At 43.6% G+C, this 26,808-nt stretch carries 28 protein-coding genes and 1 riboswitch; of the genes, 19 read left to right on the top strand and 9 right to left on the bottom strand.

Features of this window, described 5'->3' with window-relative positions; all coding sequences use genetic code 11:
- The first annotated feature begins 337 nt into the window (after positions 1 to 337).
- From M3204_RS02900 to M3204_RS02880, 5 genes are all read left to right on the top strand, one after another.
- Positions 338 to 1,447: an HD-GYP domain-containing protein gene (locus M3204_RS02900; protein ID WP_251478337.1), complete on the top strand. Its 1,110-nt coding sequence runs from the start codon at positions 338 to 340 to the stop codon at positions 1,445 to 1,447.
- A 213-nt stretch (positions 1,448 to 1,660) separates the two neighbouring features.
- The gene (yunB, locus tag M3204_RS02895; RefSeq protein ID WP_251478334.1) at positions 1,661 to 2,419 is read left to right on the top strand and encodes a sporulation protein YunB; all 759 of its coding nucleotides are present in this window, start codon (positions 1,661 to 1,663) and stop codon (positions 2,417 to 2,419) included.
- 67 nt (positions 2,420 to 2,486) lie between these two features.
- Positions 2,487 to 2,668, top strand: a riboswitch (Lysine riboswitch).
- Positions 2,669 to 2,809: 141 nt separating this feature from the next.
- The gene (locus M3204_RS02890) at positions 2,810 to 4,396 is read left to right on the top strand and encodes a Na+/H+ antiporter NhaC family protein (protein ID WP_251478331.1); all 1,587 of its coding nucleotides are present in this window, start codon (positions 2,810 to 2,812) and stop codon (positions 4,394 to 4,396) included.
- A 249-nt stretch (positions 4,397 to 4,645) separates the two neighbouring features.
- Positions 4,646 to 6,157 carry a sodium-dependent transporter gene (locus tag M3204_RS02885; RefSeq protein ID WP_251478328.1) on the top strand — a complete coding sequence of 504 codons (1,512 nt, stop codon included), beginning with the start codon at positions 4,646 to 4,648 and terminating at the stop codon, positions 6,155 to 6,157.
- Entirely contained in the window at positions 6,157 to 6,261 is a 105-nt protein-coding gene (locus M3204_RS02880; protein WP_251478325.1) for a methionine/alanine import family NSS transporter small subunit, read from the top strand. The genes M3204_RS02885 and M3204_RS02880 overlap by 1 nt, the downstream gene beginning before the upstream one ends.
- Before the next feature lie 48 nt (positions 6,262 to 6,309).
- Here the strand turns inward: M3204_RS02880 and M3204_RS02875 are convergent, their stop codons facing one another.
- Complete coding sequence (locus tag M3204_RS02875) at positions 6,310 to 7,299, bottom strand: M23 family metallopeptidase (protein WP_353056027.1); 990 nt, start codon at positions 7,297 to 7,299, stop codon at positions 6,310 to 6,312.
- A 294-nt stretch (positions 7,300 to 7,593) separates the two neighbouring features.
- Between M3204_RS02875 and lipA the strand changes: the two genes are divergently transcribed.
- The gene (gene lipA, locus M3204_RS02870) at positions 7,594 to 8,508 is read left to right on the top strand and encodes a lipoyl synthase (protein WP_251478320.1); all 915 of its coding nucleotides are present in this window, start codon (positions 7,594 to 7,596) and stop codon (positions 8,506 to 8,508) included.
- Positions 8,509 to 8,574: 66 nt separating this feature from the next.
- On the opposite strand, the gene M3204_RS02865 is transcribed toward lipA, so the two are convergent.
- Entirely contained in the window at positions 8,575 to 9,267 is a 693-nt protein-coding gene (locus M3204_RS02865) for a YhcN/YlaJ family sporulation lipoprotein (RefSeq protein ID WP_251478317.1), read from the bottom strand.
- Between the two features lie 145 nt (positions 9,268 to 9,412).
- On the opposite strand from M3204_RS02865, the gene M3204_RS02860 reads away from it, so the two are divergent.
- Positions 9,413 to 9,694: a YutD family protein gene (locus M3204_RS02860; protein ID WP_251478313.1), complete on the top strand. Its 282-nt coding sequence runs from the start codon at positions 9,413 to 9,415 to the stop codon at positions 9,692 to 9,694.
- Positions 9,695 to 9,792: 98 nt separating this feature from the next.
- On the opposite strand, the gene M3204_RS02855 is transcribed toward M3204_RS02860, so the two are convergent.
- Positions 9,793 to 10,077, bottom strand: a complete 285-nt coding sequence (locus M3204_RS02855; protein ID WP_251478310.1) for a cytosolic protein — start codon at positions 10,075 to 10,077, stop codon at positions 9,793 to 9,795.
- 78 nt (positions 10,078 to 10,155) lie between these two features.
- Positions 10,156 to 10,422: a DUF3055 domain-containing protein gene (locus M3204_RS02850; protein WP_251478307.1), complete on the bottom strand. Its 267-nt coding sequence runs from the start codon at positions 10,420 to 10,422 to the stop codon at positions 10,156 to 10,158.
- A 222-nt stretch (positions 10,423 to 10,644) separates the two neighbouring features.
- Here M3204_RS02850 and M3204_RS02845 point away from each other — a divergent pair, with 222 nt between their 5' ends.
- The 3 genes from M3204_RS02845 to M3204_RS02835 all read left to right on the top strand — a co-directional run bounded on the left by M3204_RS02845 (position 10,645) and on the right by M3204_RS02835 (position 13,377).
- Positions 10,645 to 11,934 carry an EAL domain-containing protein gene (locus tag M3204_RS02845; protein WP_251478304.1) on the top strand — a complete coding sequence of 430 codons (1,290 nt, stop codon included), beginning with the start codon at positions 10,645 to 10,647 and terminating at the stop codon, positions 11,932 to 11,934.
- Positions 11,935 to 11,955: 21 nt separating this feature from the next.
- Positions 11,956 to 12,393, top strand: coding sequence for a DUF86 domain-containing protein (locus M3204_RS02840; RefSeq protein WP_251478301.1), 438 nt, complete (start codon positions 11,956 to 11,958; stop codon positions 12,391 to 12,393).
- Positions 12,394 to 12,612: 219 nt separating this feature from the next.
- On the top strand, positions 12,613 to 13,377 hold the full coding sequence (locus tag M3204_RS02835) for a TIGR01457 family HAD-type hydrolase (protein ID WP_251478299.1): 765 nt from the start codon (positions 12,613 to 12,615) through the stop codon (positions 13,375 to 13,377).
- 160 nt (positions 13,378 to 13,537) lie between these two features.
- On the opposite strand, the gene M3204_RS02830 is transcribed toward M3204_RS02835, so the two are convergent.
- A complete protein-coding gene (locus M3204_RS02830) occupies positions 13,538 to 14,044 on the bottom strand; it encodes a phosphatidylglycerophosphatase A family protein (protein ID WP_251478295.1) in 507 nt (168 codons plus the stop codon).
- A 204-nt stretch (positions 14,045 to 14,248) separates the two neighbouring features.
- Here M3204_RS02830 and yutH point away from each other — a divergent pair, with 204 nt between their 5' ends.
- From yutH to thrB, 5 genes are all read left to right on the top strand, one after another.
- Positions 14,249 to 15,256 carry a spore coat putative kinase YutH gene (gene yutH / locus M3204_RS02825; RefSeq protein ID WP_251478293.1) on the top strand — a complete coding sequence of 336 codons (1,008 nt, stop codon included), beginning with the start codon at positions 14,249 to 14,251 and terminating at the stop codon, positions 15,254 to 15,256.
- 87 nt (positions 15,257 to 15,343) lie between these two features.
- Positions 15,344 to 16,321, top strand: a complete 978-nt coding sequence (locus M3204_RS02820) for a 2-hydroxyacid dehydrogenase (RefSeq protein WP_251478291.1) — start codon at positions 15,344 to 15,346, stop codon at positions 16,319 to 16,321.
- A gap of 200 nt (positions 16,322 to 16,521) precedes the next feature.
- Positions 16,522 to 17,820 carry a homoserine dehydrogenase gene (locus M3204_RS02815; protein WP_251478289.1) on the top strand — a complete coding sequence of 433 codons (1,299 nt, stop codon included), beginning with the start codon at positions 16,522 to 16,524 and terminating at the stop codon, positions 17,818 to 17,820.
- Positions 17,817 to 18,878, top strand: a complete 1,062-nt coding sequence (gene thrC / locus M3204_RS02810) for a threonine synthase (RefSeq protein ID WP_251478287.1) — start codon at positions 17,817 to 17,819, stop codon at positions 18,876 to 18,878. The genes M3204_RS02815 and thrC overlap by 4 nt, the downstream gene beginning before the upstream one ends.
- A complete protein-coding gene (gene thrB, locus M3204_RS02805; RefSeq protein ID WP_251478285.1) occupies positions 18,875 to 19,810 on the top strand; it encodes a homoserine kinase in 936 nt (311 codons plus the stop codon). The genes thrC and thrB overlap by 4 nt, the downstream gene beginning before the upstream one ends.
- Before the next feature lie 165 nt (positions 19,811 to 19,975).
- Here the strand turns inward: thrB and M3204_RS02800 are convergent, their stop codons facing one another.
- A complete protein-coding gene (locus M3204_RS02800) occupies positions 19,976 to 20,212 on the bottom strand; it encodes a NifU family protein (RefSeq protein ID WP_251478284.1) in 237 nt (78 codons plus the stop codon).
- A 152-nt stretch (positions 20,213 to 20,364) separates the two neighbouring features.
- On the opposite strand from M3204_RS02800, the gene M3204_RS02795 reads away from it, so the two are divergent.
- Positions 20,365 to 20,694, top strand: coding sequence for a YuzD family protein (locus M3204_RS02795; protein WP_251478282.1), 330 nt, complete (start codon positions 20,365 to 20,367; stop codon positions 20,692 to 20,694).
- Between the two features lie 307 nt (positions 20,695 to 21,001).
- On the opposite strand, the gene M3204_RS02790 is transcribed toward M3204_RS02795, so the two are convergent.
- Positions 21,002 to 22,069, bottom strand: a complete 1,068-nt coding sequence (locus tag M3204_RS02790) for an NAD(P)/FAD-dependent oxidoreductase (RefSeq protein WP_251478280.1) — start codon at positions 22,067 to 22,069, stop codon at positions 21,002 to 21,004.
- Between the two features lie 240 nt (positions 22,070 to 22,309).
- Between M3204_RS02790 and M3204_RS02785 the strand changes: the two genes are divergently transcribed.
- The gene (locus M3204_RS02785) at positions 22,310 to 22,549 is read left to right on the top strand and encodes a YuzB family protein (RefSeq protein ID WP_251478278.1); all 240 of its coding nucleotides are present in this window, start codon (positions 22,310 to 22,312) and stop codon (positions 22,547 to 22,549) included.
- Positions 22,550 to 22,595: 46 nt separating this feature from the next.
- On the opposite strand, the gene M3204_RS02780 is transcribed toward M3204_RS02785, so the two are convergent.
- The gene (locus tag M3204_RS02780; RefSeq protein WP_251478276.1) at positions 22,596 to 23,282 is read right to left on the bottom strand and encodes a DUF2225 domain-containing protein; all 687 of its coding nucleotides are present in this window, start codon (positions 23,280 to 23,282) and stop codon (positions 22,596 to 22,598) included.
- Positions 23,283 to 23,596: 314 nt separating this feature from the next.
- Here M3204_RS02780 and M3204_RS02775 point away from each other — a divergent pair, with 314 nt between their 5' ends.
- Complete coding sequence (locus M3204_RS02775) at positions 23,597 to 23,959, top strand: HesB/IscA family protein (protein ID WP_251478274.1); 363 nt, start codon at positions 23,597 to 23,599, stop codon at positions 23,957 to 23,959.
- Between the two features lie 206 nt (positions 23,960 to 24,165).
- Here the strand turns inward: M3204_RS02775 and M3204_RS02770 are convergent, their stop codons facing one another.
- Positions 24,166 to 25,161, bottom strand: coding sequence for an NAD(P)/FAD-dependent oxidoreductase (locus M3204_RS02770; protein WP_251478271.1), 996 nt, complete (start codon positions 25,159 to 25,161; stop codon positions 24,166 to 24,168).
- A 376-nt stretch (positions 25,162 to 25,537) separates the two neighbouring features.
- On the opposite strand from M3204_RS02770, the gene M3204_RS02765 reads away from it, so the two are divergent.
- Complete coding sequence (locus M3204_RS02765; protein ID WP_251478268.1) at positions 25,538 to 26,755, top strand: NAD(P)/FAD-dependent oxidoreductase; 1,218 nt, start codon at positions 25,538 to 25,540, stop codon at positions 26,753 to 26,755.
- Positions 26,756 to 26,808 lie beyond the last annotated feature (53 nt).

Genomic DNA, 26,808 nt, shown 5'->3' with positions numbered 1-26,808 from the left:
CTTAAAACTCGTAAATCCAGCTGCCGATATTTACTTATGGCTGAGAAAACAAGAAAGTTTACGAAAAGAACGTAACCATTTAACCTGGGCTTATCCCGAATCATGGTAAAAGAACCATGATTCCTGCCGATATTAAAAGAGAGCGTAAGAATAGCATAAAAATCTTCTATTTTCCCAACATAAAATTCTTAATGGTATAACCAATATTTAATGGATTATGATAGAATATAAGAAAATATTGTCGTATTTTGTAAAATTTTCTTGTTAATATCACTGTAATGTTCAAAATCTATAAGGCGATAACTGCTAAAAACAAACAGATAAAGTGGGAATTCACATGAGACTGGTAGCGACCACTTCAGTAGATGAAGGTGCTTTACTCGGGAAAGCCATCTATAATGACCAGGGCCTAATTCTATTAAATGCAGGGGCAAGGCTTGAAGGGAGAATCCTCAACCGGCTCTTGGATTTTGGGATTGATTATATTTATATCAAAGACCCTGATACGGATGATATCATTCTGACAAACTCTATTTCGGATGAACTTCGCGTCAATGCCATCATGACGATTGGAGAGACCTTTAAGCAAATACAGCTTGATACAAAGATATCTCATTCTTTCGTGCTGGAAAAATCGGCAAGGAAGTTCAAGAAATTGATTAGTGTGCTGCTGGATGAGCTTCAAAGGAGTAAGGAACTGCTTAATCTGTTATCGGATGTCTTCATCCATGACCATTATATTTTTTCCCATTCTTTAAATGTAACGCTGTATGCGCTGGCGATTGGCATCGAAATGAAACTGCCTCCCAAGGAGCTCGAGCAGCTGGGATTAGGTGCCATTTTGCATGACGTCGGCAAGATGAAGGTTCCGGAAGACATCTTAGCAAAACCCGGTAAGCTGACTGCGGAGGAATTTAAGATCATCAAGGCGCATGCGGAGGATGGATTCCAGATTTTACGGAATATCCCGACTGTACCTTTGATCGTAGCCCACTGCGCGTATCAGCATCATGAACGTTTGAATGGTTCTGGCTATCCACGCGGGTTGAAAGGCGATGAAATCCACTTGTTCGGGAGGATACTCGGGGTTGCGGATGTATTTGATGCTGTCACATCTAACCGAGTCTACAGGCCAGCAATGCTGCCTCACGAAGGCTTGGAAATCCTTTATTCAGGTTCTGGCAATCTGTTCGATCCGATGGTGGTTGATGCCTTCCGCCGTGCGGTTGCCATCTATCCAATTGGATTGACTGTCATTTTAAGCGATGGCCGAAAAGGTGTTGTATCCGCGCAAAATCCTGGGTTGAGCGAGCGGCCGATTGTCCGGATTCTCGAGGAAGATGGACGAAGAGTGGTACCCTATGAGCTTGATTTAAAAGTGTATTTATCTTTAATGATCGTTAACTGTGACACTATCATAAAATATGAGTACGCCAATAATTATTAATAGCTATTTTCGAAAAGATGTTGATTTTCAACCAAGTTTTCATCCCGCTCTTTTCGGAGGTTCTGAACAAGGAATGCCTTAAAACTCGTAAAAACCCAAATGCCGATATTTATTTTTGGTATTGAAAGCAACAAAGTTTATGAAAAGTGCCTTCTTTTTTAGGCTAGTTCCCCCCTTTAAAGCATACATATAGCTTTAGAGGGGGGATTTGTTTTGGCAAAATTCGGCCGGCGGCTGCCTCGAAAAGGGCCCTTGCCTTTCAGGTATGTATTCCTGCTGACATTCGTCTTTTTTTCCTTTTCAACGGCAGCGGGACTGTGGATCATAGATAAAGGGCTGGAGCCTACGCTTATGAGTTATGCAGAATCACAGACGAGGAAGATTGCAACGCTTGTAATCAACAAAGCGATCAATAAAAAGATTGCAAGCGGCATGGATATTGATAAAGTGATTGAATTTGTACCCGTGGACGGCGGAACAACGACGGTGGTGAAATTCAATACAGAGATCATCAACCGTGTAAAAGCGGAGACGACCAACATCGTCCAAATGAATTTAAAGGAAGCGGAAAGAGGGAATCTCACCTCGCTTGAGATGTTATCGGATGTGGAAATTGTCACGGACGGTGAAGAAGCGGAGGAAGGAATTATTTATTATGTACCACTTGGGCAGGCGACCAACAATGCACTACTTGGTAACATGGGCCCAAGGATTCCGGTGAAATTTAACGCAATCGGTGATGTCACTGCCGATATCGTCTGGGAAACAGAAGAGCATGGCATCAACAATACCTTGATCAATGTGTCTGTCAGGGTGAAGGTTAATGTCCAAATCATTATTCCTTTTGCAACAGAAATTGCAACTGTACAGGAGGACATTCCGATTGGAAGCTTCTACTACCCTGGCAAAGTTCCGCAATTTTACAATGGCGGCGGAGATTCTCCACCTGCAATCCAGCTTCCCGGAGAATAAAAACAGTTGTCAAGTTAGCGATATTGTTATATTATGAAATCAATTGAATAAACAAACCTTATCATTCCGGTGGGGTAGAGGCGCAGGATTCAAGAGTAAGCTATGTGAGGATGACAACGTTGATCACAGCTGAAAGGGAATTTTGCCGAAGCAACCTAAATGAGTCACATTTATTTTGCTGGGGATACTTTGAATAAGAGTATCACTGTCATTATGGAGGTATATCCATAATGGGGAGCTACAGATCGTGATGGAGAAACTAGTTGCTTATTAAGGGCGACGATAGGATTTTCTCTATCGTTGCCCTTTTTTATTTTTTTTTAAGAAAGTAACTAAGCTCTTTTCATGAAACAGTTTCCCCCTGTCAAAAACAAGGAGGAGAAAGAATAAATGGAGAACACAATTTTTTCATTGCTGCCGCCATTATTGGCTATTCTAATGGTAGTGATCACAAGACGAGTGCTGTTGTCTTTAGGGACAGGCATCGTCGCAGCGGCATTTTTGCTTGCTGAGTTCAACATTGGCGAGACCTTTTCAATCATGGGCGATGCCATCAAGGGAATTTTCGTCGCAGATGGCGAATTGAACACTTATAGCCTGTTCATTATCTTATTCTTATTATTATTAGGTATCATCACGGCATTCATTTCGATTTCAGGCGGAAGCCGTGCCTTTGGCGAATGGGCGATGAAACGGGTCAAAACAAGAGCTGGAGCACAGCTGGTTGGTGCATTTTTAGGTATTATCATTTTTATTGATGATTATTTCAATGCTTTGGCTGTCGGTCAGATCACCCGTCCAATCACAGACCGTCAGAAGGTTTCCCGTGCTAAACTTGCATATATTATCGATTCTACTTCCGCACCAATGTGTGTCATTTCCCCGATTTCCAGCTGGGGAGCATATATCATTGCGTTAATCGCGACAATCCTGGCAGCGCATGGTGTAAAAGAATACAGTGCATTTTCTGCGTTCATGCAGATTGTTCCAATGAATTTCTATGCGCTGGCAGCATTGGCAATGGTCTTTATCGTTGCTCTTCGCAATGTTGAAATTGGAGCAATGAAAACGCATGAAGAGCGCGCGATTACAGAAGGGATTGTCGTCGATCAGGATAAGCCTGTTCCGGGCGAATTGAAAGATGACCTTCCTACGAGCACAAAAGGAACAGTTGGAGATCTTGTCTGGCCAATCGTTGCCCTTGTTGTTGGTACGGTTGGTGCAATGCTTTGGACTGGTGCAAGCGCTGTTGAAGGCGAAGTGACGATTTTTTCTATCTTTGAAAACACAGATGTAACAAAATCACTTGTAACAGGCGGTCTGCTTGGACTTGCTGTTGCGCTGATTCTTTTCGTAAGACAGGCAGTGGTTTTAAAGGGCGTCAACGCTAATGTTTTTGGAAAAGGACTTGTAGAAGGAATCAAGTCTATGCTTCCAGCTATTTATATTCTGTTTTTTGCCTGGGTGATTGTTGACTTGATCGGTAGGCTTGAAACTGGAAAATATCTTGCCGGCCTAGTTGAAAGCTCTAATATGAATGTATCATTCCTGCCCTTCCTGCTATTCCTCGTAGCTGGAATCATGGCTTTCTCGACTGGTACATCATGGGGGTCATTCGGGATCCTGCTTCCAATCGCAGGGGATATCGCTGCTGCTTCTGATATCAGCATCCTGCTCCCAGCATTAGCTGCTGTTTTAGCCGGAGCCGTTTTTGGAGACCATTGTTCACCAATCTCAGATACGACGATCCTTTCATCTACGGGTGCAGGTTCTAACCATATGGACCATGTCATGACGCAATTGCCTTACGCACTGATTTCTGCTGCAATTTCAGCTGTTGGATTCCTGATCCTCGGATTCACTGGAAGCACAATCGCTGCTCTTGCTGTAGTGGCAATCCTGTTAGTTGCATTTGCCTTCATCTTTGGAAGCAAAACTACTCAGGAAGAAGTCTTAAAAGAAAATCTAGCAGAATAACTTTAAAGCTGTCTGAATTTCAGACAGCTTTTTTCATATTGTTAAATAAAAGGGAATAGAATCCTATTAATAGGAGTACTGGTATAGTTGGGAAATATTTTTTTAAAAAATTTTATTATGAGCAAAATAATATTTTGACAAGCAAATAAAAACTAGCTATACTATTCCTAGACTAAATAATCTGAAAATATAAAACTTTCTAATTCGTCAATATTTTCCAGAGGGTTAGAAGGGCAAGGGGGATTCATAATGGAAAATCGTCCACAATGGGGAACACGGGCGGGATTTATTCTTGCAGCAGTGGGATCGGCAGTAGGGTTGGGAAATATTTGGCGCTTTCCGGGTGTAGCTTATGAAAATGGAGGCGGAGCTTTCTTCCTTCCATATCTATTCGCATTACTGACAGCAGGTATTCCACTATTAATCATGGAATTCACTATCGGGCATAAGTATCGTGGTTCATCACCATTGAGCTTTGCAAGACTTAAGAAAGGTTCAGAATGGCTTGGCTGGTGGCAATTGGCTATATCGTTTGTCATTTCCACTTACTATGCGGTCATCATTGCCTGGGCTATGTCTTACGCCTATTTTTCTTTAAGCAAGCAGTGGGGCGACGACCCTCTGACTTTCCTAGTCGGAGATTACTTGCAGGTAGTTGATGCAGGAAAAGTTGGAAGCCTTGTTCCTGGAGTATTTGTTCCATTGATTATTGTATGGGTAATCACACTTGGCATCCTTTTCAAAGGTGTTAAGAAGGGTATTGAAGCAGCAAATAAAGTATTTATTCCAGCACTTGTTATTTTATTCTTAATTATTGTTGTTCGTGCTTTAACTCTTGAGGGAGCTGTTGATGGTATCAATGCATTCTTCAAACCTGACTGGGGACAAATCTTGAACGGTAAGGTTTGGGTTGCCGCATATGGCCAGATTTTCTTCAGTTTATCAATCGCTTTTGCAATCATGATCACTTATTCAAGTTATCTGCCTAAAAAATCTGATATTACCAATAATGCGTTCATTACTGGTTTCGCTAACTCATCATTTGAAGTGTTAGCAGGTATAGGTGTATTCGCAGCACTAGGTTTCATGGCAAATCAGCAGGGAGTAGCAGTTGACGAAGTGGTCAGCAAAGGTGTAATTTTGGCGTTTGCTGTTTTCCCGCAGATTATTAATGAACTTCCTGCATTCAGCGCTGCATTTGGTGTATTGTTCTTCGTAAGTTTAACGCTTGCTGGATTAACATCACTGATCTCTATTGTCGAAACATATGTAGCTGGTATCCAGGATAAGTTTAAAGTTTCCCGTAATAAAGCAGTTGCAATTGGTGGCGGTATTTCAGCTCTGATTTCAATCCTTTTTGCTACTCAAGGCGGCCTGAATTTCCTTGATACAGTGGATGCCTTTATCAATAATTATGGTGTTGTTGCAGCTGGATTTGTTGAAATCATCCTGGTTGCTTGGGTTGCTAAGGAATTGAATAACTTAAGAAGCCATGCAGATGCAATTTCCGATATTCAGCTTGGCAGCTGGTGGAATATTTGCTTAAAGTACGTCACACCTGTCGTTCTTGGCGTCATGATGGTAATGAATATCCTTACAGATTTGAAAACGAGCTATGGCGGTTATCCAGAATCGTTCAACTTCTATTATGGATGGCTTGTGGCTTTGGGTGCACTTTTAGTAGGTTTTGTATTCAAGTACGTAAAGAAATGGGATAACACTCTATATGAAGTTCCACAAGACAAGGGGGTCTCTAAATAATGGATGCTAGTTCAATCGTTATGATGGTACTGGGAATTGGAATCATTTGGGGCGGCCTAATTGTCAGCGTGCTGCATGCAGCAAAAAAATCCCGCTCTTCTTAATAATCTAGGCCAACCTGATCAGGATCAGGTTGGCCTTTTTACATGGATTTATTTCTTTTTTAGCCTCGCTCGTTCCTGTCTTGACCACATCTTCAAATGTGGGTAGGGGTCAAACGACCATTCAGTATAACCGTTATCCTTGTACATGCCATAATGGAGATGGGGAGGGAATTTCCCGCTTGTTCCTGGAGGTCCATACCCTGAGCTCCCCACGCCGCCGATGACCGTTCCAGGTTCAACAATTTGTCCTACCTTAAGCTCCTTTGCGAATCCGCTTAAATGGGCAAAATAGTGATAGGTGTTGTTGATATCACGGATACCAACCCGCCAGCCACCGTATTTATTCCAGCCCTTCATCTCAACAATTCCGTAGCCTGTAGCGCGGACTGGTACTCCATAGCCGGCAAAAATATCGGTTCCCTCATGGATTCTTCTTCCGCCCCAGCCGCGTGCATCGCCCCATGTGTTATTGTAGCTATGGTTGCTCCTTAGTGGCAGGGGGAAGGAATGCATATCAAGGTCCAATCTCCCGAAGTGCTTATAGATCAGGGCTTTGCCAACGATTATTCCAACTGTTTTATCACGCTTATAGTAATTCCAAAGACCAATTTTGATATTTTCGTGGTCTGTCCCGTAGGAAAGGAGGTACTGAGCAAAGGCTTGCAGAACGTCTTCGTCGTCCTTAAGGCTAGCTTTGCCGTCGCCATTTCCATCAAAACCAATCCCGTTAAAAAATTGAATAGAAACGGGATTGTCATCTTCAAGGTTGGGGTTCAGCAATCCAGCCCATTCTTCTGGCTTAAAATAGATCCCCGCTATTCCTTCTGCCTTAGGCAAATCCTTTCTTGACTGGCGGACATTCCGTTCATATTGGTCTATAGCTGCAATATAGTACCAGGGAATTTGGGTAACAGCTTCTACACGGCTATATAGTTCCATTCTTTTTTTGTACACGTCTGTTTCTTGTTCGGCTGCAGCTGCCTTCTCAACTGAAAGGGCAGGGCATAGTAAAAAAAGAACGATAACTGCTTTTAGGATTTTCACCGTAATCCTCCCTTCATGATTTGGCTCCTTGAATGTTCAGCTTAAACGCCTGTCTGGGTGCCTGTTAACCCCTCTTGCGCTTGTCGGGGCTGACCAAGGCGCTTGCGCTTTTCTTGTTATAGTTTGTGATGAAGGGGGTTTTTCATAAATATTAAATAATGGAAATCGGAAAGTTATCGTACTTGTCGTGTCATTTTCATTATGTTAAAGTGACATCAGAAGCTGTATACCGGCCTTGATTTTTTCGTGGTGTTCTTGATGTAATGCAGCAGGAATGGAGTGAAAATTATGAGCAAAAAAGAGGTACAGAGAAAGCCTGAGTGGCTGAAAATAAAGTTGAATACGAATGAAAATTATACTGGCTTAAAAAAGATGATGCGGGAAAAAAGCCTACATACTGTTTGTGAAGAAGCGAAATGCCCTAATATCCATGAATGCTGGGCGGTAAGAAGAACTGCGACATTCATGATCCTTGGTGATGTCTGCACGCGGGCATGCCGTTTTTGTGCGGTTAAAACTGGTCTTCCAACTGAGCTTGACTGGCAGGAGCCGGAGAGAGTTGCTGATTCCGTCACGCTTATGAACTTAAAGCATGTCGTTGTTACCGCAGTTGCCAGAGATGATCTGAAGGACGGAGGAGCTGCTGTTTTTGCTGAAACTGTAAGGGCAATTCGCAGGAAAAATCCATTTACTTCAATCGAAGTATTGCCTTCTGACATGGGTGGTGTATTGGAAAACCTACAGGCATTGATGGACGCACGTCCTGATATCCTGAACCATAATATCGAAACCGTCAAACGCTTGACTCCAAGAATCAGGGCGCGTGCTACATATGATCGTTCGCTTGAATTCTTGCGCCGGGCAAAGGAGCTTCAGCCAGATATCCCGACAAAATCAAGCATCATGGTAGGGCTTGGTGAGACAAAGGAAGAGCTGATCGAAGCGATGGATGATTTGCGCGCGAACAATGTGGAAATCCTGACGCTTGGACAATACTTGCAGCCGTCCAAAAAACATCTGGAGGTCGTTAAATATTACCACCCAGATGAGTTCGCTGAACTGAAGGAAATTGCCCTGCAAAAAGGCTTCAGCCACTGTGAAGCAGGCCCACTTGTCCGTTCTTCTTACCATGCGGACGAGCAGGTTAATTCTGCAGCAAAACATAAGCAGCAGCTTGCAGAGCAGGAAGCTCAACAGGCATAATACTGCTGACGATGTAGTTCGATCCCATAAATAAAGAGTTCAGCGTATGCTGAACTCTTTTGTACATTATTTACCATTATTCATTTGATTAGAGATGTCGTCTTTATCCATTTTTTCGTTCAATTCACCCTTGGCTTCGCCATTTGCGTTTTCGCCAGTGCTCATGTCCCGCCCTTGAGGGGATTTAAGCATTTGTTTAACGACGCCGTCAATCAGCTCATCAACATCTCGGCTGTCAGTGTCAAGAGTTGCGAAGTTTTCAACATCATTACGCAGGCTAGTATCGTCTGATACATACACATGGAACCAGCGTGGCACCACGGACATGGCCATCCTTTTTACCTGGTCAGCGGTTTCGGAACGATTTCCTGAGTCAGTCTGGTAGACAATCAGCACTTCTTCATCCGTCACAAGGGTTGATACATCATCAACATTTGGAACCATCGTGCTGAACTTTCCAATCATATCCGCAATATTTTCTCGGTCAAGTGCCTGGTACGCATTCGTATTATTTTCCGCACCCATCACACCTGATCTTTGATGGCGCACATAGCCAAAGTCTTCACTCTTATCTTTAAAGCCTTTGCGTCCGTCTTCGTTATACAGATCAGGTCGCTGGTCGTTAACATTCAAGGTATTGCCGCTCTGCTGGTAAATGCCGGTGCTGCCATCGCGATCGCCAGGTGAAGCACTGTCATTCGCACAGCCTGTCAACGCAGCTGCACCGCATATGCCAAGAGTAATGATTGCTTTTTTCAATTAAAACACCCCCTATTGATTAGAATGGCTTTCATTTTATTTTTTTTACTTAGTAATTAGTGGGGAATCAGTTATAATTTAAATAAACCTAACTGCGGATAAGAAATAGTTACAGAAAAATTAGCAAGGAAAAAGAGGTGTAACAATGATTTGCATCAATAATCTGTGCTACGAAATAGTTGATGAAGCACGGGACGGCTTCAACGAAGAGGCGTTTCGCGCGAGATACAGCGATATTTTAACGAAATACGACTATATAGTGGGCGACTGGGGATACGGGCAGCTCAGGCTCAGGGGATTCTTCGATGACCAGAACCAGAAATCAACATTCGATACGAAGATCAGTACGGTAAGTGAGTATCTGTATGAGTATTGCAACTTTGGCTGTGCTTATTTCGTTGCGAAAAAGGTTGCAAAGCAAGGTTAAGGTTTAGCCAAACTATGTGATGGACAAGCAAAGAGGACCTGAATCATGAACATTCACCCAACTTTGGGGCCTGTTCATACCGGGTCCTCTTTCTAATTTTATTCACTGTAAGGCGGCTGTTCGCTTTCATCGGGATCGTCATGCGTAGGATGTGCCCCTGCTTCCTGGCGCGGCATTCCTTGATGAAGTGACTTGAATTCATAATTGAAGTTGCTGTATGAACGCTGTCCCTCATGCCATGGTGTGCTTTTGCCCTCTACCGGTTCATCCTTGCGGAATGGAGAGCCATAAGGTCCATCAGGCAAGTCCTCCGCCGTTACATAATTTCGTTGCTTTTCAACATTAGAAAAATCCGAGTATTTCTCACGATCTTCCTCGCTCATGAACTCACCTTCTTTTGCAGGTTGTCTTTTTAGTATTTCAAAGAAAAGACAAAACAAACAAAAAAAATAATTCCAGACTTAAACGATCTGGCGCAAGAACGAGCGCAGTTCTTCTGCATCTTCTTCTGATAGGTTGTAGGCATATTCAAGATAGCCTTCTTCATCCAGGTCGTCCTGGCCGATGATCGCGAATCGGCTTCCCTGAATATCGAGAACGATGCTTTTGCCATAATAGCGGCTTGTCTGCATGATTGCCAGGTCAAAACGCTGGTTTTCACCCATGAAGCTTACGTAGCGTGTTTTTGTTTCTTCAGTATCATCATAAAGAAAAAATCGATCAGACATAGTAGTTATCCTCCTAATAGCTGTTAAAAGTTATGTAAAGGTTAAAATCCTGCCATATTATAAAGGCAATTTGATCTTCACTCATCATATTACCAGAAAATCAATAATTTCTGAAAAAAAAGCGAGATATTTCGAAATACTATATAGGAAAAAAGCTCTATTTTAGCGAAATATGGTACAATTAAGAAAAAGTTCCTGGCATCTCTGAGAGGATTGAAACCTATGGCCCGCCGCATAACTAGCATATTAGACAACCTGCTTGGTTGGGGAAAAATAATGTTGCCGCACTCATCAATTTGCTATTACCCTCCTCAGTTCATTTTGCGTAACCCTGTCGTTTCAGGGGTGAAGAAAGCTTTCAGTGACGGCTGCGAGGTCGCCGCAATCGCTTTTACAATCAAGAACCACCGTGAACTTGCATCACAGCTTGGCGAAGAGAGCTGGAAATATCTTAAGGCTTTGAAAGGGCATTTCAAAACGGTAATTGAACAAGAGGTGGATAAGCAGGATATGATTGTCCTGCATGACTATTATAGTGACAGTCTCAGCCTGTTTATGAGAATCGACCATAACAGGCACTGTATTTCAGAGATAGATACGAAAATGAAAAAGATCCTCAGGGAAGCGGAAAGCAAGCTTTTTCATCAGTATCCTACTGTCCAGCCAATATTTGATACTGGGTACATTTTTATCGATAAATCAGTGGGTTCTGTCCATGAAGCTGTATTAAAGGCGCATCAGCAGGCGTTTGCGATGGCAGAGAAAAGAATTCAATCCGAATTTAACGAAATGGTCTATGAGATGAATAAAATTATTGCCCAGAAAGACATTAAGCTGCTTGCACAGCCAATCATCGACGTTGCTACAAAGGAAATCCGGGCATGGGAAATGCTGACGCGCGGTCCTGAGGGAACGGCACTCGAAAGTCCATTGCAGCTTTTTTCAGTCGCAAGGCAGACAAGCATGCTTTACGATTTGGAAATGATCGTGCTTGGCAAAACGCTTGAGCAGATCACTTCAACTGGATGCAAGCAGGATATTTTCATTAATTTCACGCCAATCACCCTTGGCAATTCCAGGTTTGTCCGGGATTTGAAGATAGTGATGCAATCCTATAAAAACATCAAGCCAAGCCAGATTACATTTGAAATTACCGAGAGGGACTCGATTGAGGGAATCGATAATTTTATCTATAATATAAAGGTACTAAGAGGGATGGGCATTAAAATTGCGGTTGACGATACTGGAGCGGGCTATGCAAGCTTGAATACGATCAGTGAAATCATGCCGGATGTCATCAAGATTGATCGGTCTGTCATCCAGAACATCGATAAGAATTCGGTGAAGGAATCGATGCTGAAAGGGCTGCTGCTCGTTGCCAAGGAAGCAGGTTCCATCGTCGTTGCCGAAGGTATTGAAAATGAGGAAGAGGCATCTGTCCTTTCCCGGAACAAGGTTGAACTGGCACAAGGTTACTTTTATGCCCGTCCTGGATTACTGAAAACCGTCTAGCATCTTTATGAGGTGATAAGAATGTATTTTGTCGACAGAGAACAAATCGAAGCAACATTGCAATTTCTGGAGAATCAAATTGATTTTTTTGAGAGACAGGAATCATGGAAAACACCGATGGAGAAATCCGCACTTGAGCGCGTGGCTCACATAATGATTGAAGCTGTGCTTGATGTAGGCAATGCGATGATCGATGGGTTCATCATGCGCGATCCGGGAAGCTATGAAGACATCATTGATATTTTGGATGATGAAAAAGTGGTAACCGCAGAAATGAGCGCAAGCTTGAAAAAGATTGTCCTGTTCAGGAAGATGCTTGTTCAGCAGTATACTGCTATCGACCATGCCAGGTTGAAAAAGTCATATCTGGCAGAGCTTCCCCAGCTAAAACTTTTTCCAGCTAAGGTCCGTGAATATTTAACAAATGAACTTGGGCCTGTTTCCGCTTTTAAAAAGTAAATATTTTGCAGAGAGACCGTTTATTGCGGTCTCTTTTGTGTTTGGGTGGTAAAATAAAAACGATTTATTTAACCCTAGGAGCATATAGAGATTCACATTTAAATAGTGAGCTTTGTCCTTTGCACTTGTGGCTTCACTTATATAAAATGGGAGTATTCGTTTTTGCAGCTCACAATGAAAAAGCGAAATCTGGGTACGATAATGTTAGGAGTGATCACCATGAAAAAATACCAAGGTTATTTGATTGATTTGGATGGTACGATGTACAGAGGTTCAGAGCGGATTGAAGCGGCTTCTGATTTCATAAAGAGATTGATTGATGCGGGGATACCCTATTTATTTGTTACGAATAATTCCTCGCGTACACCAGCGCAGGTAGCGGAAAAACTTAGCAGTTTTGAAATCCCTGCGACTGAGGAGCAGGTTTTTACAACAAGCCAGGCAACTGCCAATTACATTTTTGAACAAAAACCAGATGCTGCTGTCTATGTGATCGGCGAGGAAGGCATCCAAACGGCAATCAGTGAAAAAGGTCTTCAATTTGCCGGAGAAGATGCTGATTTCGTCGTTTCCGGAATCGACCGCGGTATTACATATGAAAAGCTGGCCGTAGGCTGCCTCGCTGTCCGTAACGGGGCTACGTTCATTTCAACGAATGGTGATATTGCGATCCCGACAGAACGCGGCTTGCTGCCTGGAAACGGTTCATTGACTTCAGTGATTGCTGTTTCAACACAGACAGAGCCCATTTTTATCGGTAAGCCTGAATCCGTCATCATGGAGCAAGCTCTCAAGGTTCTTGGTACAAACAAAGAAGAAACCCTGATGGTCGGGGATTATTACGATACCGATATCCTTGCGGGAATGAGGGCAGGCATGGATACGCTTCTCGTTCATACAGGAGTGACAACGAAGGAGCTGCTTAAAGGCTATCGTGAAATGCCGACGTATACAGTGGATTCTCTTGATGAATGGGAAGTGTAAGATAAAAGAGGGACCGCGCCTTTTTGGCGTCGGTCCCTCTTTTATTTAATGGCTGTTTTCATAGATTGTTGTTTACAAAAGAAGGCTTTTCCTGCGATCTATTCCATCTTTTGTTGACGGTTTCACGCAGAAAAAAGCATCATTTACGAAAAGAGCCTGATTATTCTATATTTGCAGCCCTGTGGGCAAGGCGGCTTGATGCGGCCGCAGCGACAGCACCAACTATGTCATCCAGGAATGTATGGCACTTGCCTGTAGCTTCTTTGTCATTCAATTTCCCTAAGATTCCCGGCTTTTGCTTATCAATGAATCCGTAATTGGTAAAACCAATCGAACCATATATATTCACGATCGAGAATGCGAGGATCTCATCCACTCCGTAAAGGCTTTCATCCGTCTCAATGATGGATTGGAGCGGTTCGCCAAGCTTCTTTTCTTCAGCAAGTATATCAAGCTGTATTCCAGTCAGGATGGCATTCTGGACCTCACGCTTTGAAAGAACACGTTCAACGTTTTCAATACAGTCCTCCATTTGAAGATTAGGATGATATTTTTCTTGCAGGTAAAATACCAGCTCAGCAATATCCTGTATTTCCACACCGCGTTCATGCAGCCATTTTCGAGCTGTTTCCTCTGTCATATGGATCGCGCGTTTCTTTTCTAACATCTGCATCACCTTTCTGTTTTTGATTGCAGCTTCTCATATCCTATTTATCCTAAATTATTCTGCTTAATCCGTTTTAGTGCTACATATTCGCTCCTTTAAATCATTTCCAGAATGGTCCCGCTTATTCATCTCAATGTTCAACACAAGTTTTTGAATGACCAACATATATTTGTTAGAGAACGGTCTTGAAATGAGGTGAAGAAGATGTTTCAAAGGATGTTAAAAGAAGTATATGGAATTTCTGCAGATTCAGAAGTATCTCTTGGAAGATTTCACGGATATAAGCATAATGAAGGGCTTTATTTAATTATGGATGCTAATGGGATAAAAGAGCAAGAAATAAGCGAGCTGGCAAGGATTGCTGAGCATATGCAAAATTTTGGCGACCGCAATGTGTCAAAGCTGCTGACAGACAGGGAAGGCAGACAAATCTGTGATTGGCAGGAAAATAAATATTGTGTACTGCAGAACCGTGCCTCACCGATTCCTGAGAAGATGAAGACAGGCAGGAAGTTAGCGAAGTTCCATGCCAGGGGCAGGCAGATCCCTTTCAAGGTTGAGAGCTTGAACAGGGTTGGACAATGGAAGCAGCTTTGGGAAAAAAGGCTTGATCAAATGGAAAAGGTCTGGAGCAGCAAGCTATACACAGAACCTGAAAATGATTTTGAGCGAATGTTCATCGAGTCTTTTCCCTATTACATGGGACTGGCGGAAAATGCAATCCAATACCTTGCTGATACCGAAATAGATGACAAGCCGACAAAGATTGACCATGGCACTGTGTGTCATGAGCGGTTTACCAATACACTCTGGAGGGGCACTTATTTTGTCAAAAACCCCTTTGACTGGGTATTTGACCATGCAAGCCGTGATTTAGCGGAATGGGTCAGGGAGCGCTATTTTGCCAATATCCAGACGAGCCAGCCTGAAATAAAAAACTTTCTTGCGGAATACCAAAGCTTGACAGTGCTGTCGCCATTTTCGTGGAGGCTGCTGTACGCAAGGCTGCTGTTTCCGCTCCATTATTTCGAGGCAGTAGAAAATTATTATATTACACAATCAGAACAGGCAAGGCACCAGCTTGAGGACCGGCTGCGGAAGTACTTGAACCAGAGCAGCGACCATGAACGGTTTTTAAGCAATTTCTATCACCTTAGCGAGGCGCCGGTAAAGGCAGCAAAACTTCCGGGTGTTGAATGGCTATTACGGTAATCGAAACTTTTTTGCCTGTAATGGAAGCGGTTTGTGATAGAATAAAATTATTCTATTATATAAACGCTTACATGAAGGAGAATGAAAATGAAGCCATATGTTTATATCACACGGAAACTGCCTGAAGACACGATTGTTGAACTTACCGAGCATTTTGAAGTGAAAATGTGGAATCATGAAGATATCCCTGTACCTAGAGAAACTCTATTAGAAGAAGCGAAAAATGCCGATGCCTTGATTACGATGCTTTCAGACAAAGTGGACAAAGAAGTGCTTACGGCCGGTGAAAATTTGAAAGTCGTCTCCAATCTGGCTGTTGGGTTTGACAATATCGACCTGGAGATCGCAACAAAGCAGGGAATCATTGTAACTAATACCCCAGATGTTCTGACTGAGACAACGGCTGACCTGGCTTTCGCATTGCTGATGGCAGCTGCGAGGCGTATTGTCGAAGCCGCGGAATATGTGAAGGGTGGTAAATGGGAAGGCTGGAGCCCGTACCTGCTTGCAGGGCATGACGTCTATGCAAAGACAATCGGAATTGTCGGCATGGGTAAAATCGGTGAAGCAGTAGCTCGCCGTGCAAAAGGATTTGGCATGGAAATCCTTTACCATAACCGTACACGGAAACTGGACGCTGAAAAAGAACTTGGCGCAGTTTATAGTTCGTTCGAAGATCTCGTATCCAAAGCTGATTATGTTGTTTCGCTGGCACCGCTAACTGAAGAGACGAGAAACTTGTTTACGGCCGATATTTTTTCCAAGATGAAAAATAGTGCTATTTTCATCAATGTCGGGCGTGGGCCAGTTGTGGACGAGCAGGCCTTGTATGAGGCGCTTAAAAATGGCGAAATCGCTGCCGCCGGCCTTGATGTATTTGAAAAAGAACCAATTTCTGCTGACCATCAGCTGCTTCAGCTGCCGAATGTGACTGCGTTGCCGCACATTGGCAGTGCAAGCACGGAAACAAGAACGACGATGATCAAGCTTTGCGGTGCGAACGTTAAAGCTGTTTTAAGTGGAGACGGCCCGAAGACAATTGTAAATAAAGAAGTCTTAAAATAAACAATAAAGATCCTTCCCTCAAAATGGGGGAGGGATTTTTTTTGTGAAATTTTTATGCTTAGAGCCGCATATGATAAAGCGTTTACATGGCAATAAGCTGCCTGATTTTCCCTTGTAAAAACAAATTCATGTATTTATAATGTCTACTATATATAAACAATTGTATTTTCAAGAAAGACATAAAGAGAGGGGAAGAGAAAATGCAGGCAATCTCGATTGGGCTTTTAGGTTTAGGAACAGTAGGAACAGGGGTGGTGAAAATCATTGAGAACCACCAGGACAAACTAATGCACCAAGTCGGGTGCCCGGTAAACGTGAAAAAAATCCTTGTACAGGATCTGGTAAAAGAAAGAACTGTAAAAGTTGATTCTTCTCTTCTCACAGTCAATCCCGCGGATATCATTGATGACCCTGAAATTGATGTGGTGATCGAGGTCATGGGCGGAATTGAGAATACTCGTGAACACCTGCTGAATGCTTTAAAAATGAAAAAGCATGTCGTAACGGCAAATAAAGACTTAATGGCCGTCCACGGTTCAGAACTTATGACGGTTGCCCATGAAAATGGATGTGACCTGTTTTATGAAGCCAGTGTCGCCGGCGGTATTCCGATATTGCGAAGCCTTGCCGATGGCCTTGCTTCTGACCGGATCACCAAAATGATGGGAATCGTCAATGGAACAACGAATTATATTTTAACGAAGATGAGCCAGGAAGGACTTGCATATGAGGCGGTGTTAAAGGATGCCCAACGGCTGGGATATGCGGAAGCAAATCCTGCGTCCGATGTCGGAGGGCTGGATGCGGCCAGAAAAATGGCGATCATGGCTTCACTTGGATTTTCGATGAAGATTGACCTCGATGATGTAAAAGTAAAGGGAATTACCGAAGTTACCGAGGAAGACCTGCAATATGGAAAGCAGCTGGGCTATACAATGAAGCTGCTTGGAATCGCAGACCGGGAGGGAGATAAAGTAGAGGTAAGCGTCCAGCCGGCGTTATTGCCTTCATCCCATCCATTGGCCTCGGTCCATAATGAATATAACGCTGTTTATGTTTATGGTGAGGCGGTCGGTGAGACAATGTTTTATGGTCCTGGTGCAGGAAGTCTGCCAACTGCGACAGCGGTGGTATCAGACCTTGTAGGTGTGGTTAAGAACATGCGCCTCGGGGTCAACGGCAGCACATCGATCACACCGCAATACGAAAAGCAGCTGAAGGATGACGGCGAGGTGAATTCAAAGTACTTCCTGCGTCTTCATGTCCATGATGAAGTGGGGGTATTCGCGGAAATTACATCATTATTTTCAAATCACGATGTCAGCTTCGAAAAAATCCTGCAAATGCCTTTGAAGGAAAAGGGGCTTGCTGAAATCGTTGTTATTACCCATCAAGCGTCGCTATCAAACTATGAAAATATACTTATGGAGCTCCGTGACCTTCCTGTTGTGAAAGAAGTGAAAAGCTCCTACCGAGTAGAGGGGAGTGTCAGTGTATGAGGTGGGGTGGCCTGTTGAGTGAATATCGCGAGTTTTTACCGGTAAATGAGAATACACCAATGCTCACTCTCCACGAAGGGAATACACCTTTAATCAGGCTCGACCAGCTGTCACATGAGTGGGGAGTTGACCTTCACGTAAAAATTGAAGGAGCAAACCCAACAGGCTCCTTTAAAGATCGAGGCATGGTCATGGCTGTTGCCAAAGCAAAGGAGGCTGGCAGTGACACGGTCATTTGCGCCTCCACTGGAAATACTTCAGCCGCCGCAGCTGCTTATGCGGCCAGGGCCGGAATGCGATGCATCATTGTTATACCCGAAGGCAAGATTGCAATGGGGAAGCTTGCACAGGCAGTGATGTATGGAGCCAGCATCGTATCGATCGAAGGCAATTTTGATGAGGCGTTAAAAATGGTGCGGAGTATCAGTGAAACAGAACCAGTAACTCTTGTAAATTCAGTGAATCCCTATCGTCTGGAAGGGCAGAAAACCGCCGCCTTTGAAATTTGCGACCAGCTGGGCGGGGCTCCTGATATCCTGGCGATTCCGGTTGGCAATGCCGGTAATATCAGCGCTTATTGGAAGGGTTTCAAAGAATATCATTCTAGTAAAGGAACAGGCCTGCCGCGCATGTTCGGCTTCGAGGCAGAAGGGGCAGCGGCCATCGTCCAGGGCAAACCAATCGAGCAGCCTGAAACAATCGCTACCGCCATCCGGATCGGCAACCCGGCGAGCTGGGATTTGGCGGTTGCCGCACAGCAGGAATCGGAAGGGAAGATTGATTTCGTCTCAGATGAAGAAATATTACAGGCATACGGAAAGCTGGCCTCTGCCGAAGGGATTTTTGCAGAGCCAGGCTCTTGCGCTTCGCTGGCTGGAATTTGTAAGCTTTTACAACAAGGAGAAATACCTCGCGGGTCTCGGATAGTTGCTGTGTTGACGGGCAATGGATTGAAGGACCCGGCTACTGCCATTGAAATCAGCACGATTTCCCCAGTGCTGCTTCCTAATGATGAGCGAATCGTCAGCGAGCATATCAGGGGAGTGGTCCGTCAATGAATGGACTGGAAGAGCCCAATGCAGTAAACAAAACAAGGAATCAAGTATTCTCGATAAAAGTTCCGGCAAGCTCAGCGAATCTGGGTCCTGGCTTCGATTCGCTTGGTGTCGCCTTGAACCTTTATTTGGTTTTACAAGCTGAAAGAAGCGACAAATGGGAGGTTGAGCCATTATCTGATTCGTTAAGACCTTTCCCTTTTGACGAAAAGAACTTCATTTGCCAAGTGGCCATCAAAACAGCATGGATGTACAAGCAGGAAATGCCGGCGCTTAAGGTTTCGATAAAAAGTGATATTCCGCTTGCGAGAGGGCTAGGGTCAAGTGCCGCGGCGATCGTGGCGGGAATCGAGCTGGCAGATTTATTTTGCGGACTGCAATTGAGCCGCCGGGAAAAATTGCAGATTGCCTCAAAGCTGGAAGGACACCCGGATAATGTTGGTGCGTGCCTATATGGCGGTTTTGTTGTCGGCAGCCAGATTGGAGACGAAGTAAACCTTACCGTCCTGGATCGAGTTCGGTTTGATCCGGTTCTCGTCGTTCCTCATGAGGAATTGCTGACCGAAACATCAAGAGATGTCCTCCCGGCTGTGATTGATTTTCCAAGAGCGACCCAGGCAAGTGCCGTCTCTAACCAGCTGCTTGCAGCATTGATGACTCAGCAGTGGGAGCTAGCGGGGAGGATGATGTCAGCTGACTTATTCCATCAGCCTTACCGGAAACCCCTCGTTCCTTTTTTTGACGAAGTACAGGAAAAGGCAATCCAGTCTGGAGCCTTTGGCACAGCGTTAAGCGGAGCTGGTCCGTCGGTTCTTTGCCTTGTTGAACCCGGAAAGGGAGAGGCAGTTGCAGAAGATTTGCGGCACAAGCTGGCTGGAATGGGAGTGTACAGCCTGAAAATTGATCAGGAGGGCTGCGTGTCATCTAAGTTATAAAAAATAAGATTGATACTTTCGAACCTAGCTTTCTGCCGTATCATGCTTTCGGATCCTTACGAGAATGCTCCTGGATCAAAATAAACTTCATTATTACCTCATGAAAATGCCTTAAAAAAAGCGGTTTTGCCTGAAGTGGCAAAACCGCTTTGTTATTTTATTTAATTAGAATACCTGTTCAACCTCAACAACGCCAGGTACTTCTTCTAAAAGTGCGCGTTCAATTCCAGCTTTAAGCGTGATTGTGGAGCTCGGGCAGCTACCGCATGCACCTAGCAGGCGAAGTTTCACAACGCCATCCTCGATATCAACTAGTTCACAGTCTCCTCCGTCACGAAGTAGGAATGGGCGCAATTTATCTAATACTTCCTGTACTTGCTCAAACATTTGCTGTTCAGTCATGCAAATCGACTCCTTTCATAATACTTATTATAATCACATCAGCCGGAAAAATCTATTGAATAAACTGAAAAACCAATAAACTACAGTTTTTTCCTTATGCATCCTTACCCCTGTGTAGTAAAATAAAAGAAAATACCTGGGGGTAATTGATAATGGAACGTAAAGAGGTAGAGATTGTCGTCTACGGTGCAGAAGTACTTTGCCCAAGCTGTGTGAACCTGCCATCATCGAAAGAAACATACGAATGGCTCGAAGCAGCAATTGGCCGAAAATACACAGACCAGCCTTTCAAAATTTCCTATGTTGATATATATAATCCTCCCGCAGAGGAAGATAAAAAGGAATTTGCCGAAAAAGTAATTGAAGAAGATATGTTTTACCCCGTCGTCTTGCTTGAAGGCAAAATCGTCGGCGAAGGCAACCCGAAATTGAAGACCATTTACGCTGAATTAGAGAAATATGGGTACGTTTCAGCTTCATAATTACAAAAAGCATCCTGATTTTGGGATGCCTTTTTTTTTTCCAGGAGGATTTTCCCCCGGATGTTGAATCGTTAAGACTTTTATAGCGAAAAAATGATTTTTATAGCGAAAATCGAGTTTTTATAGCGAAAATTTCTTTTTTATAGCGAAAATCCAAATATTATAGCGAAAAACAAATTATTATAGCGAACTGGAAATTTTCACTGATTTTTTCCAGTTGAGAAATTAAAAAACCGGGCATCGCCCGGTTTTTTAGCAAATCACCCATTATGATATTTGTACATCCACAGAGTTCGGGTTTTCATCATCACCCATTATGATACTTGTACATCCACAAAATACCTGATTTCAGCAAGCGTGCGACACGTCCTGTGATCGGGCGTTCTGCTACAAGACCGAAGCCATGTTTTTTTCCGAGTGACCCGATGACGCCTTTAAGCTTGATGGCCGGGAATGATTCTGGCGGCTGTTCGCCTTTCCAGCGCTTTTGCAGGACCTGGACAATCTGTTCTGCTTGTCCTTCAGCAAGCTGTGCGCTTGGTGCGTGGGGCAGGCTTGCGCAATCGCCGACTACATACACGTTTTCATTACCAGGGAGATTGTGCTGAGGGGTCAGCAGCGCTCTGCCCATGCTGTCTTTTTCAACATTCATTTCTCGTACTAGTTTATTAGCCTGAATTCCAGCTGTCCATACAATCGCATCACAGACGATCGGTTCGTCATGATTGTATAGCACATTTTTCTGAACCTCAGTAATATTTGCGTTGTTGATGATCTCAACATTGTGATTATCGAACCAGTTTTCTACATATGTGCTTAACCTTTCAGAGAAGGCAGATAGAATGTGGTTGCCGCGGTCGAAAAGTTTGATTTTCAAGTCCTTGCGGCTTTCGCTCAATTCACTTGCCAGCTCGACGCCGCTTAGTCCTGCTCCGACAATCGCTACAGTGGATCCTGCCGGCAGATTGTTAAGGGATTGGTAAGTTGCCCGCGACTTTTCAATCGATTGGATGCTGTAAGTGAAAGTATCTGCTCCGGGAACATTGTGGTATTTATCTTCACAGCCCAACCCAATGATGAGGTCATCAAATTCTACCGCCTCGCCATCTTTCAGCTCCACTTTTTTATCATCGATGTTAATCGCTGTAACCTCGGCATATTTCACCTGAAGGCGGGGATGCTCAGGAAATGCCACTCTAATGTGCTGGTCTGAAATCGTCCCGGCAGCTAGAGCGTAATATTCTGTTTTTAAGCAATGGTAAGGAACGCGGTCGATCAGTGTGATGGATACATCTTCGGGCAGATCATTCGGCAGCAACTTTTGAAGGACGCGCATGCCGCCATAGCCGCCGCCTAGTATAACGAGATTTTTCATGTGAATTTCCCCTTTTAAACTCTGACAGTTTATGAAGTTTTTCCAACTCGTCTTATAAATCCGTAAACGGATACATTTATAAAATTATTTCACTATATTTAATTGGTTCGTTCAAACACCATAAAAAGTATAACGAAATTGTGACAAAATAACAACAATTTTATCAAAGCTCGAAGGCAAGTAAATTGACGATTTTTCGTAAAAAGGGTACGATTAAAAATTAGTAGAGAGGTGAAAGACATGATAAAGCCAATCATTGAATTTTGCATCAGCAACCTTGCGAGCGGTGCGCAAAAAGCAAGGGAGGAGCTGGAGAGAGACCCTGATCTTGATGTAATCGAATATGGCTGTCTTGGTTATTGCGGAAAATGCGCCCAGTCAATGTTTGCGCTAGTAAACGGGGATCCAGTTGTAGGAGAAACCCCACAGGAACTTGTTGAAAATATCTATCAATATTTGGACGAAAACCCAATGTTTTAATATAGAGAAGGCTGGCAGGGAAATCCCACTGCCAGCCTTTTTGCTTTTATACTTTTTGTTTGTCGCGCATCTCCTGCCAGCGGTCCTTGGCCATCAGGATGATTTGCGGTTCAACCGACATGCGCTGCTTTTCAATTACTTTCGAAAAGAAACGGACTGCATCCTGGGTGTTACCGATTATTCTGGAAAGATCGGCAATCAGGTACATCAGCCGCAGCTCAGAGACTTGTGTTCCTTTATAGTCTCCGGTGCTGTATGACTCAGTGTATTCTTTCAATGCTAATTTTAAGAATCGCATCTCCTGGTCATGATTGTCCAGGGAGCGATACAGCCACGCAAGCCTTATATATAATCCGGCGGAGACAATATGTTTCTCTTTTTTCAGGATGGAGCAATAGATGCCGAGTTTGTAAGTGTCCAATGCCTCCTGGACGGAGCGCTCCAAGCTATAATCACGCGGAACCCACTGGCTGCTGATTTTATCATTAATAATTTGTTTTGCACCTGGCGGAAAATAAGAGCTGTATTCATCCGTGAAGGAATAGCCGCAATTAGGGCAGACGTTCACATAATATAGATTTGGGTTTTCGAATCCTTCGGCATAATTGGGGGCAAAGTCAGTGTCAAAGCTGAGTACTTTTACAAAGCGAGAACGCACTTTCTTTGTTGTAAAGAGATGTTCGCACATTACGCATTTGCATTTTTTGTCATAAAGAGGTTCTATTTGAGCCATTATCATCACCTGCGGATTTGCCTATTTTTTTCGTGTGGAGCTTAGGTATATTATACCAGTTAAACATCGTGAACGTCTGAAAAATATAATATATTTCTTTTTCAGACGGATTGGTTGAGGATTGGAAAAACAGTGAGTATACTATAAGAAAAGCGTAAGCGCCCTAGTCAGCGCCGACAGGCAAAAGATGGACGGCGAGGAGCCACCTCAGCCGGCCGGCATATGACCCGAAGAGCTGGACGCTGAAGCTAGACATTAATCTAGGTAAAAAAATATCCTTTTAAGAAAGTAATGGGGATCTAGGAGGTTTTATTGTGGAAAACGTTGTGATTCTTACAGAAGATGCTGCATTGCAGGTTAAAGATATGATGAAGCAAAATGAAACGGAAGACGCGTTCTTGCGTGTTTCTGTAAAGGGTGGCGGCTGCAGCGGTCTTTCTTATGGCATGGGTTTCGCCCATGAAGTAGAAGAAGGGGATATTAAATTGGAGCAGCACGGTATCCGCATCCTGGTCGATAAGGAAAGCGCACCTGTTTTGATGGGTACAAAAATCAGCTACAAACAATCTTTAATGGGCGGCGGTTTCACTATCGACAACCCTAACGCGATCGCATCATGCGGCTGCGGTTCCAGCTTCAAAACAGCATCTCGTGAAGGAACACCTGAAGAGTGTTAAACATAAAAAGGCAAGGTCCGCGGACCTTGCCTTTTTGTTTACAAAATAAGAAAGTATAAAATTCACTTCGAGAATTGTCCAGCTCCAGCGCCTAGCCCCTCGAGTCGCTTCGGTCCGCCCAATGAAGTCAAAGAACGACTTCATCGGTCGGCCCTCCAGCGCTTATCGGGGCTGACCAAGGCGCTTGCGCTTTCTTATCGTTATTTTTAATTAAACATGGATGAGCTGTGAAGCGGCTGTGTTTTCGCCTTTGGATCCATAAAGGATTTTGCGTTGTTTACAGCTGTCGGTGCTTCCCCGAATCCAGTCGCGATCAGCTTAACTTTTCCTTCGTACGTGCAGATGTCGCCTGCAGCGTAAACACCAGGAATATTTGTTTCCATTTTCGAGTTAACGACGATTGAGTTCTTTTCGATTTCCAGGCCCCATTCCTTAATTGGTCCAAGAGATGAAACGAAACCGAAGTTGCAGATAACTGAATCAACGTCAACATTTACAGTGTCATCGCCATTTGTATCCTTAAGAACAATCTGGCTGATTGTATTGCCATCACCAATAAGCTCAGTTGGAACATAAGGAGTCTTGATGTCTACCTTAGAGTTTTGAAGGTTTTCCACACTATGTTCATGCGCGCGGAATTTATCCCTGCGGTGAACAATCGTTACTTGCTCAGCGATTGGCTCAAGCATCAATGCCCAGTCAACTGCTGAATCCCCTCCGCCTAAAACGGCAACCTTTTGGCCGGCGAATTGATTTAAGTCGTCGATAAAATAGTGCAGGTTTTTCCCTTCGTATTGGGCAGCGCTTTCAAGTTCTAGCCTGCGAGGCTGGAACGCACCGTTTCCTGCTGTGATGATGACTGTTTTTGTATAGTGAACTTCTTTATCAGTAGTTAGCTTAATTGTTCCGTCTTCCAGTTTTTCCAGCTTTTCAACTGATTGCTCAAGAGCAGTAGCTGGCTCGAATTTCGCCATTTGCTCTTTCAGGTTGTTGATCAGCTCCTGGGCACGAACCTTTGGAAAACCGGCAACATCATATATGTACTTTTCTGGATAAAGTGCTGATAATTGCCCGCCTAACTGTGGCAAACTTTCAATAATCTTAACAGATGCTTGTCTCATTCCGCCGTAGAAAGCAGTGAACAGACCAGCAGGCCCCCCGCCGATAATCGTGATGTCATAAACTTTTTGATCTTCTTTCACTCCATATCCCCCTCACTATGTAGTAAAATTGCTCCAATTTTTATAATACCATAAATAGAAAAAATAAACTCACAATCATAATAGAAGATTGCTTGTGGAACAATATAATTTATAAAAAATTAACTTAAAAGAAGGATAAAACAGTGAATTCGGCCTATTTTCTGAATATTTCCAAGTTTAGTCTATGGCTTGAAAATAAGGCGCAAAAAGAATATTATGAATGGTAGGCAAGAATGTTAAGATTTTGTGACATTTTTAGGACGTTTTTATGAACATTTTAGTGAATAATATCACAAACTAATACGAAAAAAGATGGCGGCAAATAGAGATGAGCCATTCGACCAAAAATATAATAAAAAAGGTGGAAGTGATCACTTTGAGAAAGCCAAAGATCGTAATTTTAGGAGCAGGATACGGGGGATTAATGACAGCTACCCGTTTACAAAAAGCTGTTGGAGTAAACGAGGCTGACATTGTCCTTGTTAATAAAAATGATTACCACTATGAAACTACATGGCTGCACGAAGCATCAGCAGGAACTTTGCACCATGACAAAGTACGCTACGATGTACGTGATGTTATTGATCGCCATAAAGTTGAATTCGTTCAGGGAACTGTAGAAGAAATCAAGATGGACGAAAAGCGTGTAATCCTTGAAAACGGCGACATCATTTATGATTACCTTGTAATCGCCCTCGGTGCTGAGCCTGAAACTTTCGGTATCAAAGGCTTGAAAGAGTATGCATTCTCCATCATCAACGTAAACTCTGCTAGACAAATTCGTGAGCATATTGAATATCAATTTGCGACTTACAATACTGAAGCGGAAAAGAAAGACGAGCGCCTGACAATTGTTGTTGGCGGTGCCGGTTTCACAGGAATCGAGTTCCTTGGCGAACTGACTAATCGTGTTCCTGAGCTTTGCCGTGAATACGATGTTGATTACCATAAAGTGAAAATCGTCTGTGTAGAAGCGGCTCCAATGGTTCTTCCAGGCTTCGATCCTGAACTTGTAAACTATGCTGTTTCACATCTCGAGAAAAAAGGTGTGGAATTCCGCATCGGTACAGCGATCAAAGAAGCGACTCCAGAAGGCATCATCGTCGCTAAAGGCGAAGATGAAGTGGAAGAAATCAAAGCAGGCACTGTTGTTTGGGCAGCAGGCGTGCGCGGAAGCTCTGTAATTGAAAAGTCAGGTATCGAAGCTATGCGCGGACGTGTCAAGGTTCAGCCAGATCTAAGAATTCCTGGAGCAGACAATGTCTTTATTGTTGGTGACTGCTCATTGATCATCAACGAAGAAATCAACCGTCCATACCCGCCAACTGCACAGATCGCTATGCAGCAAGGTGAAGTTTGTGCAAGAAATATTGCAGCTCTAGTTCGCGGCAAGTCTGAAATGGAAACTTTTACTCCAGATATCAAAGGAACAGTATGTTCACTTGGTGAAGACGACGCTATTGGCGTTGCATTCGGCAAGAAGATGGTCGGAGCAAAAGCTTCATTCATGAAGAAAATGATCGACAACCGTGCTCTATATATGATTGGCGGTCCATCATTAGTGCTTAAAAAAGGAAAATTCAACGTTCTTTAATATAGACAGGGAAACAGGCTCTTAGCGGAGCCTGTTTTTTTTGCTGGAGAATC

Source organism: Mesobacillus subterraneus, assembly GCF_023715485.1.
Lineage (GTDB): Bacteria > Bacillota > Bacilli > Bacillales > Cytobacillaceae > Mesobacillus > Mesobacillus subterraneus_B.
The sequence above is the reverse complement of the archived record's forward strand: the minus strand, read 5'-3'. Positions and strand labels throughout refer to the sequence as shown.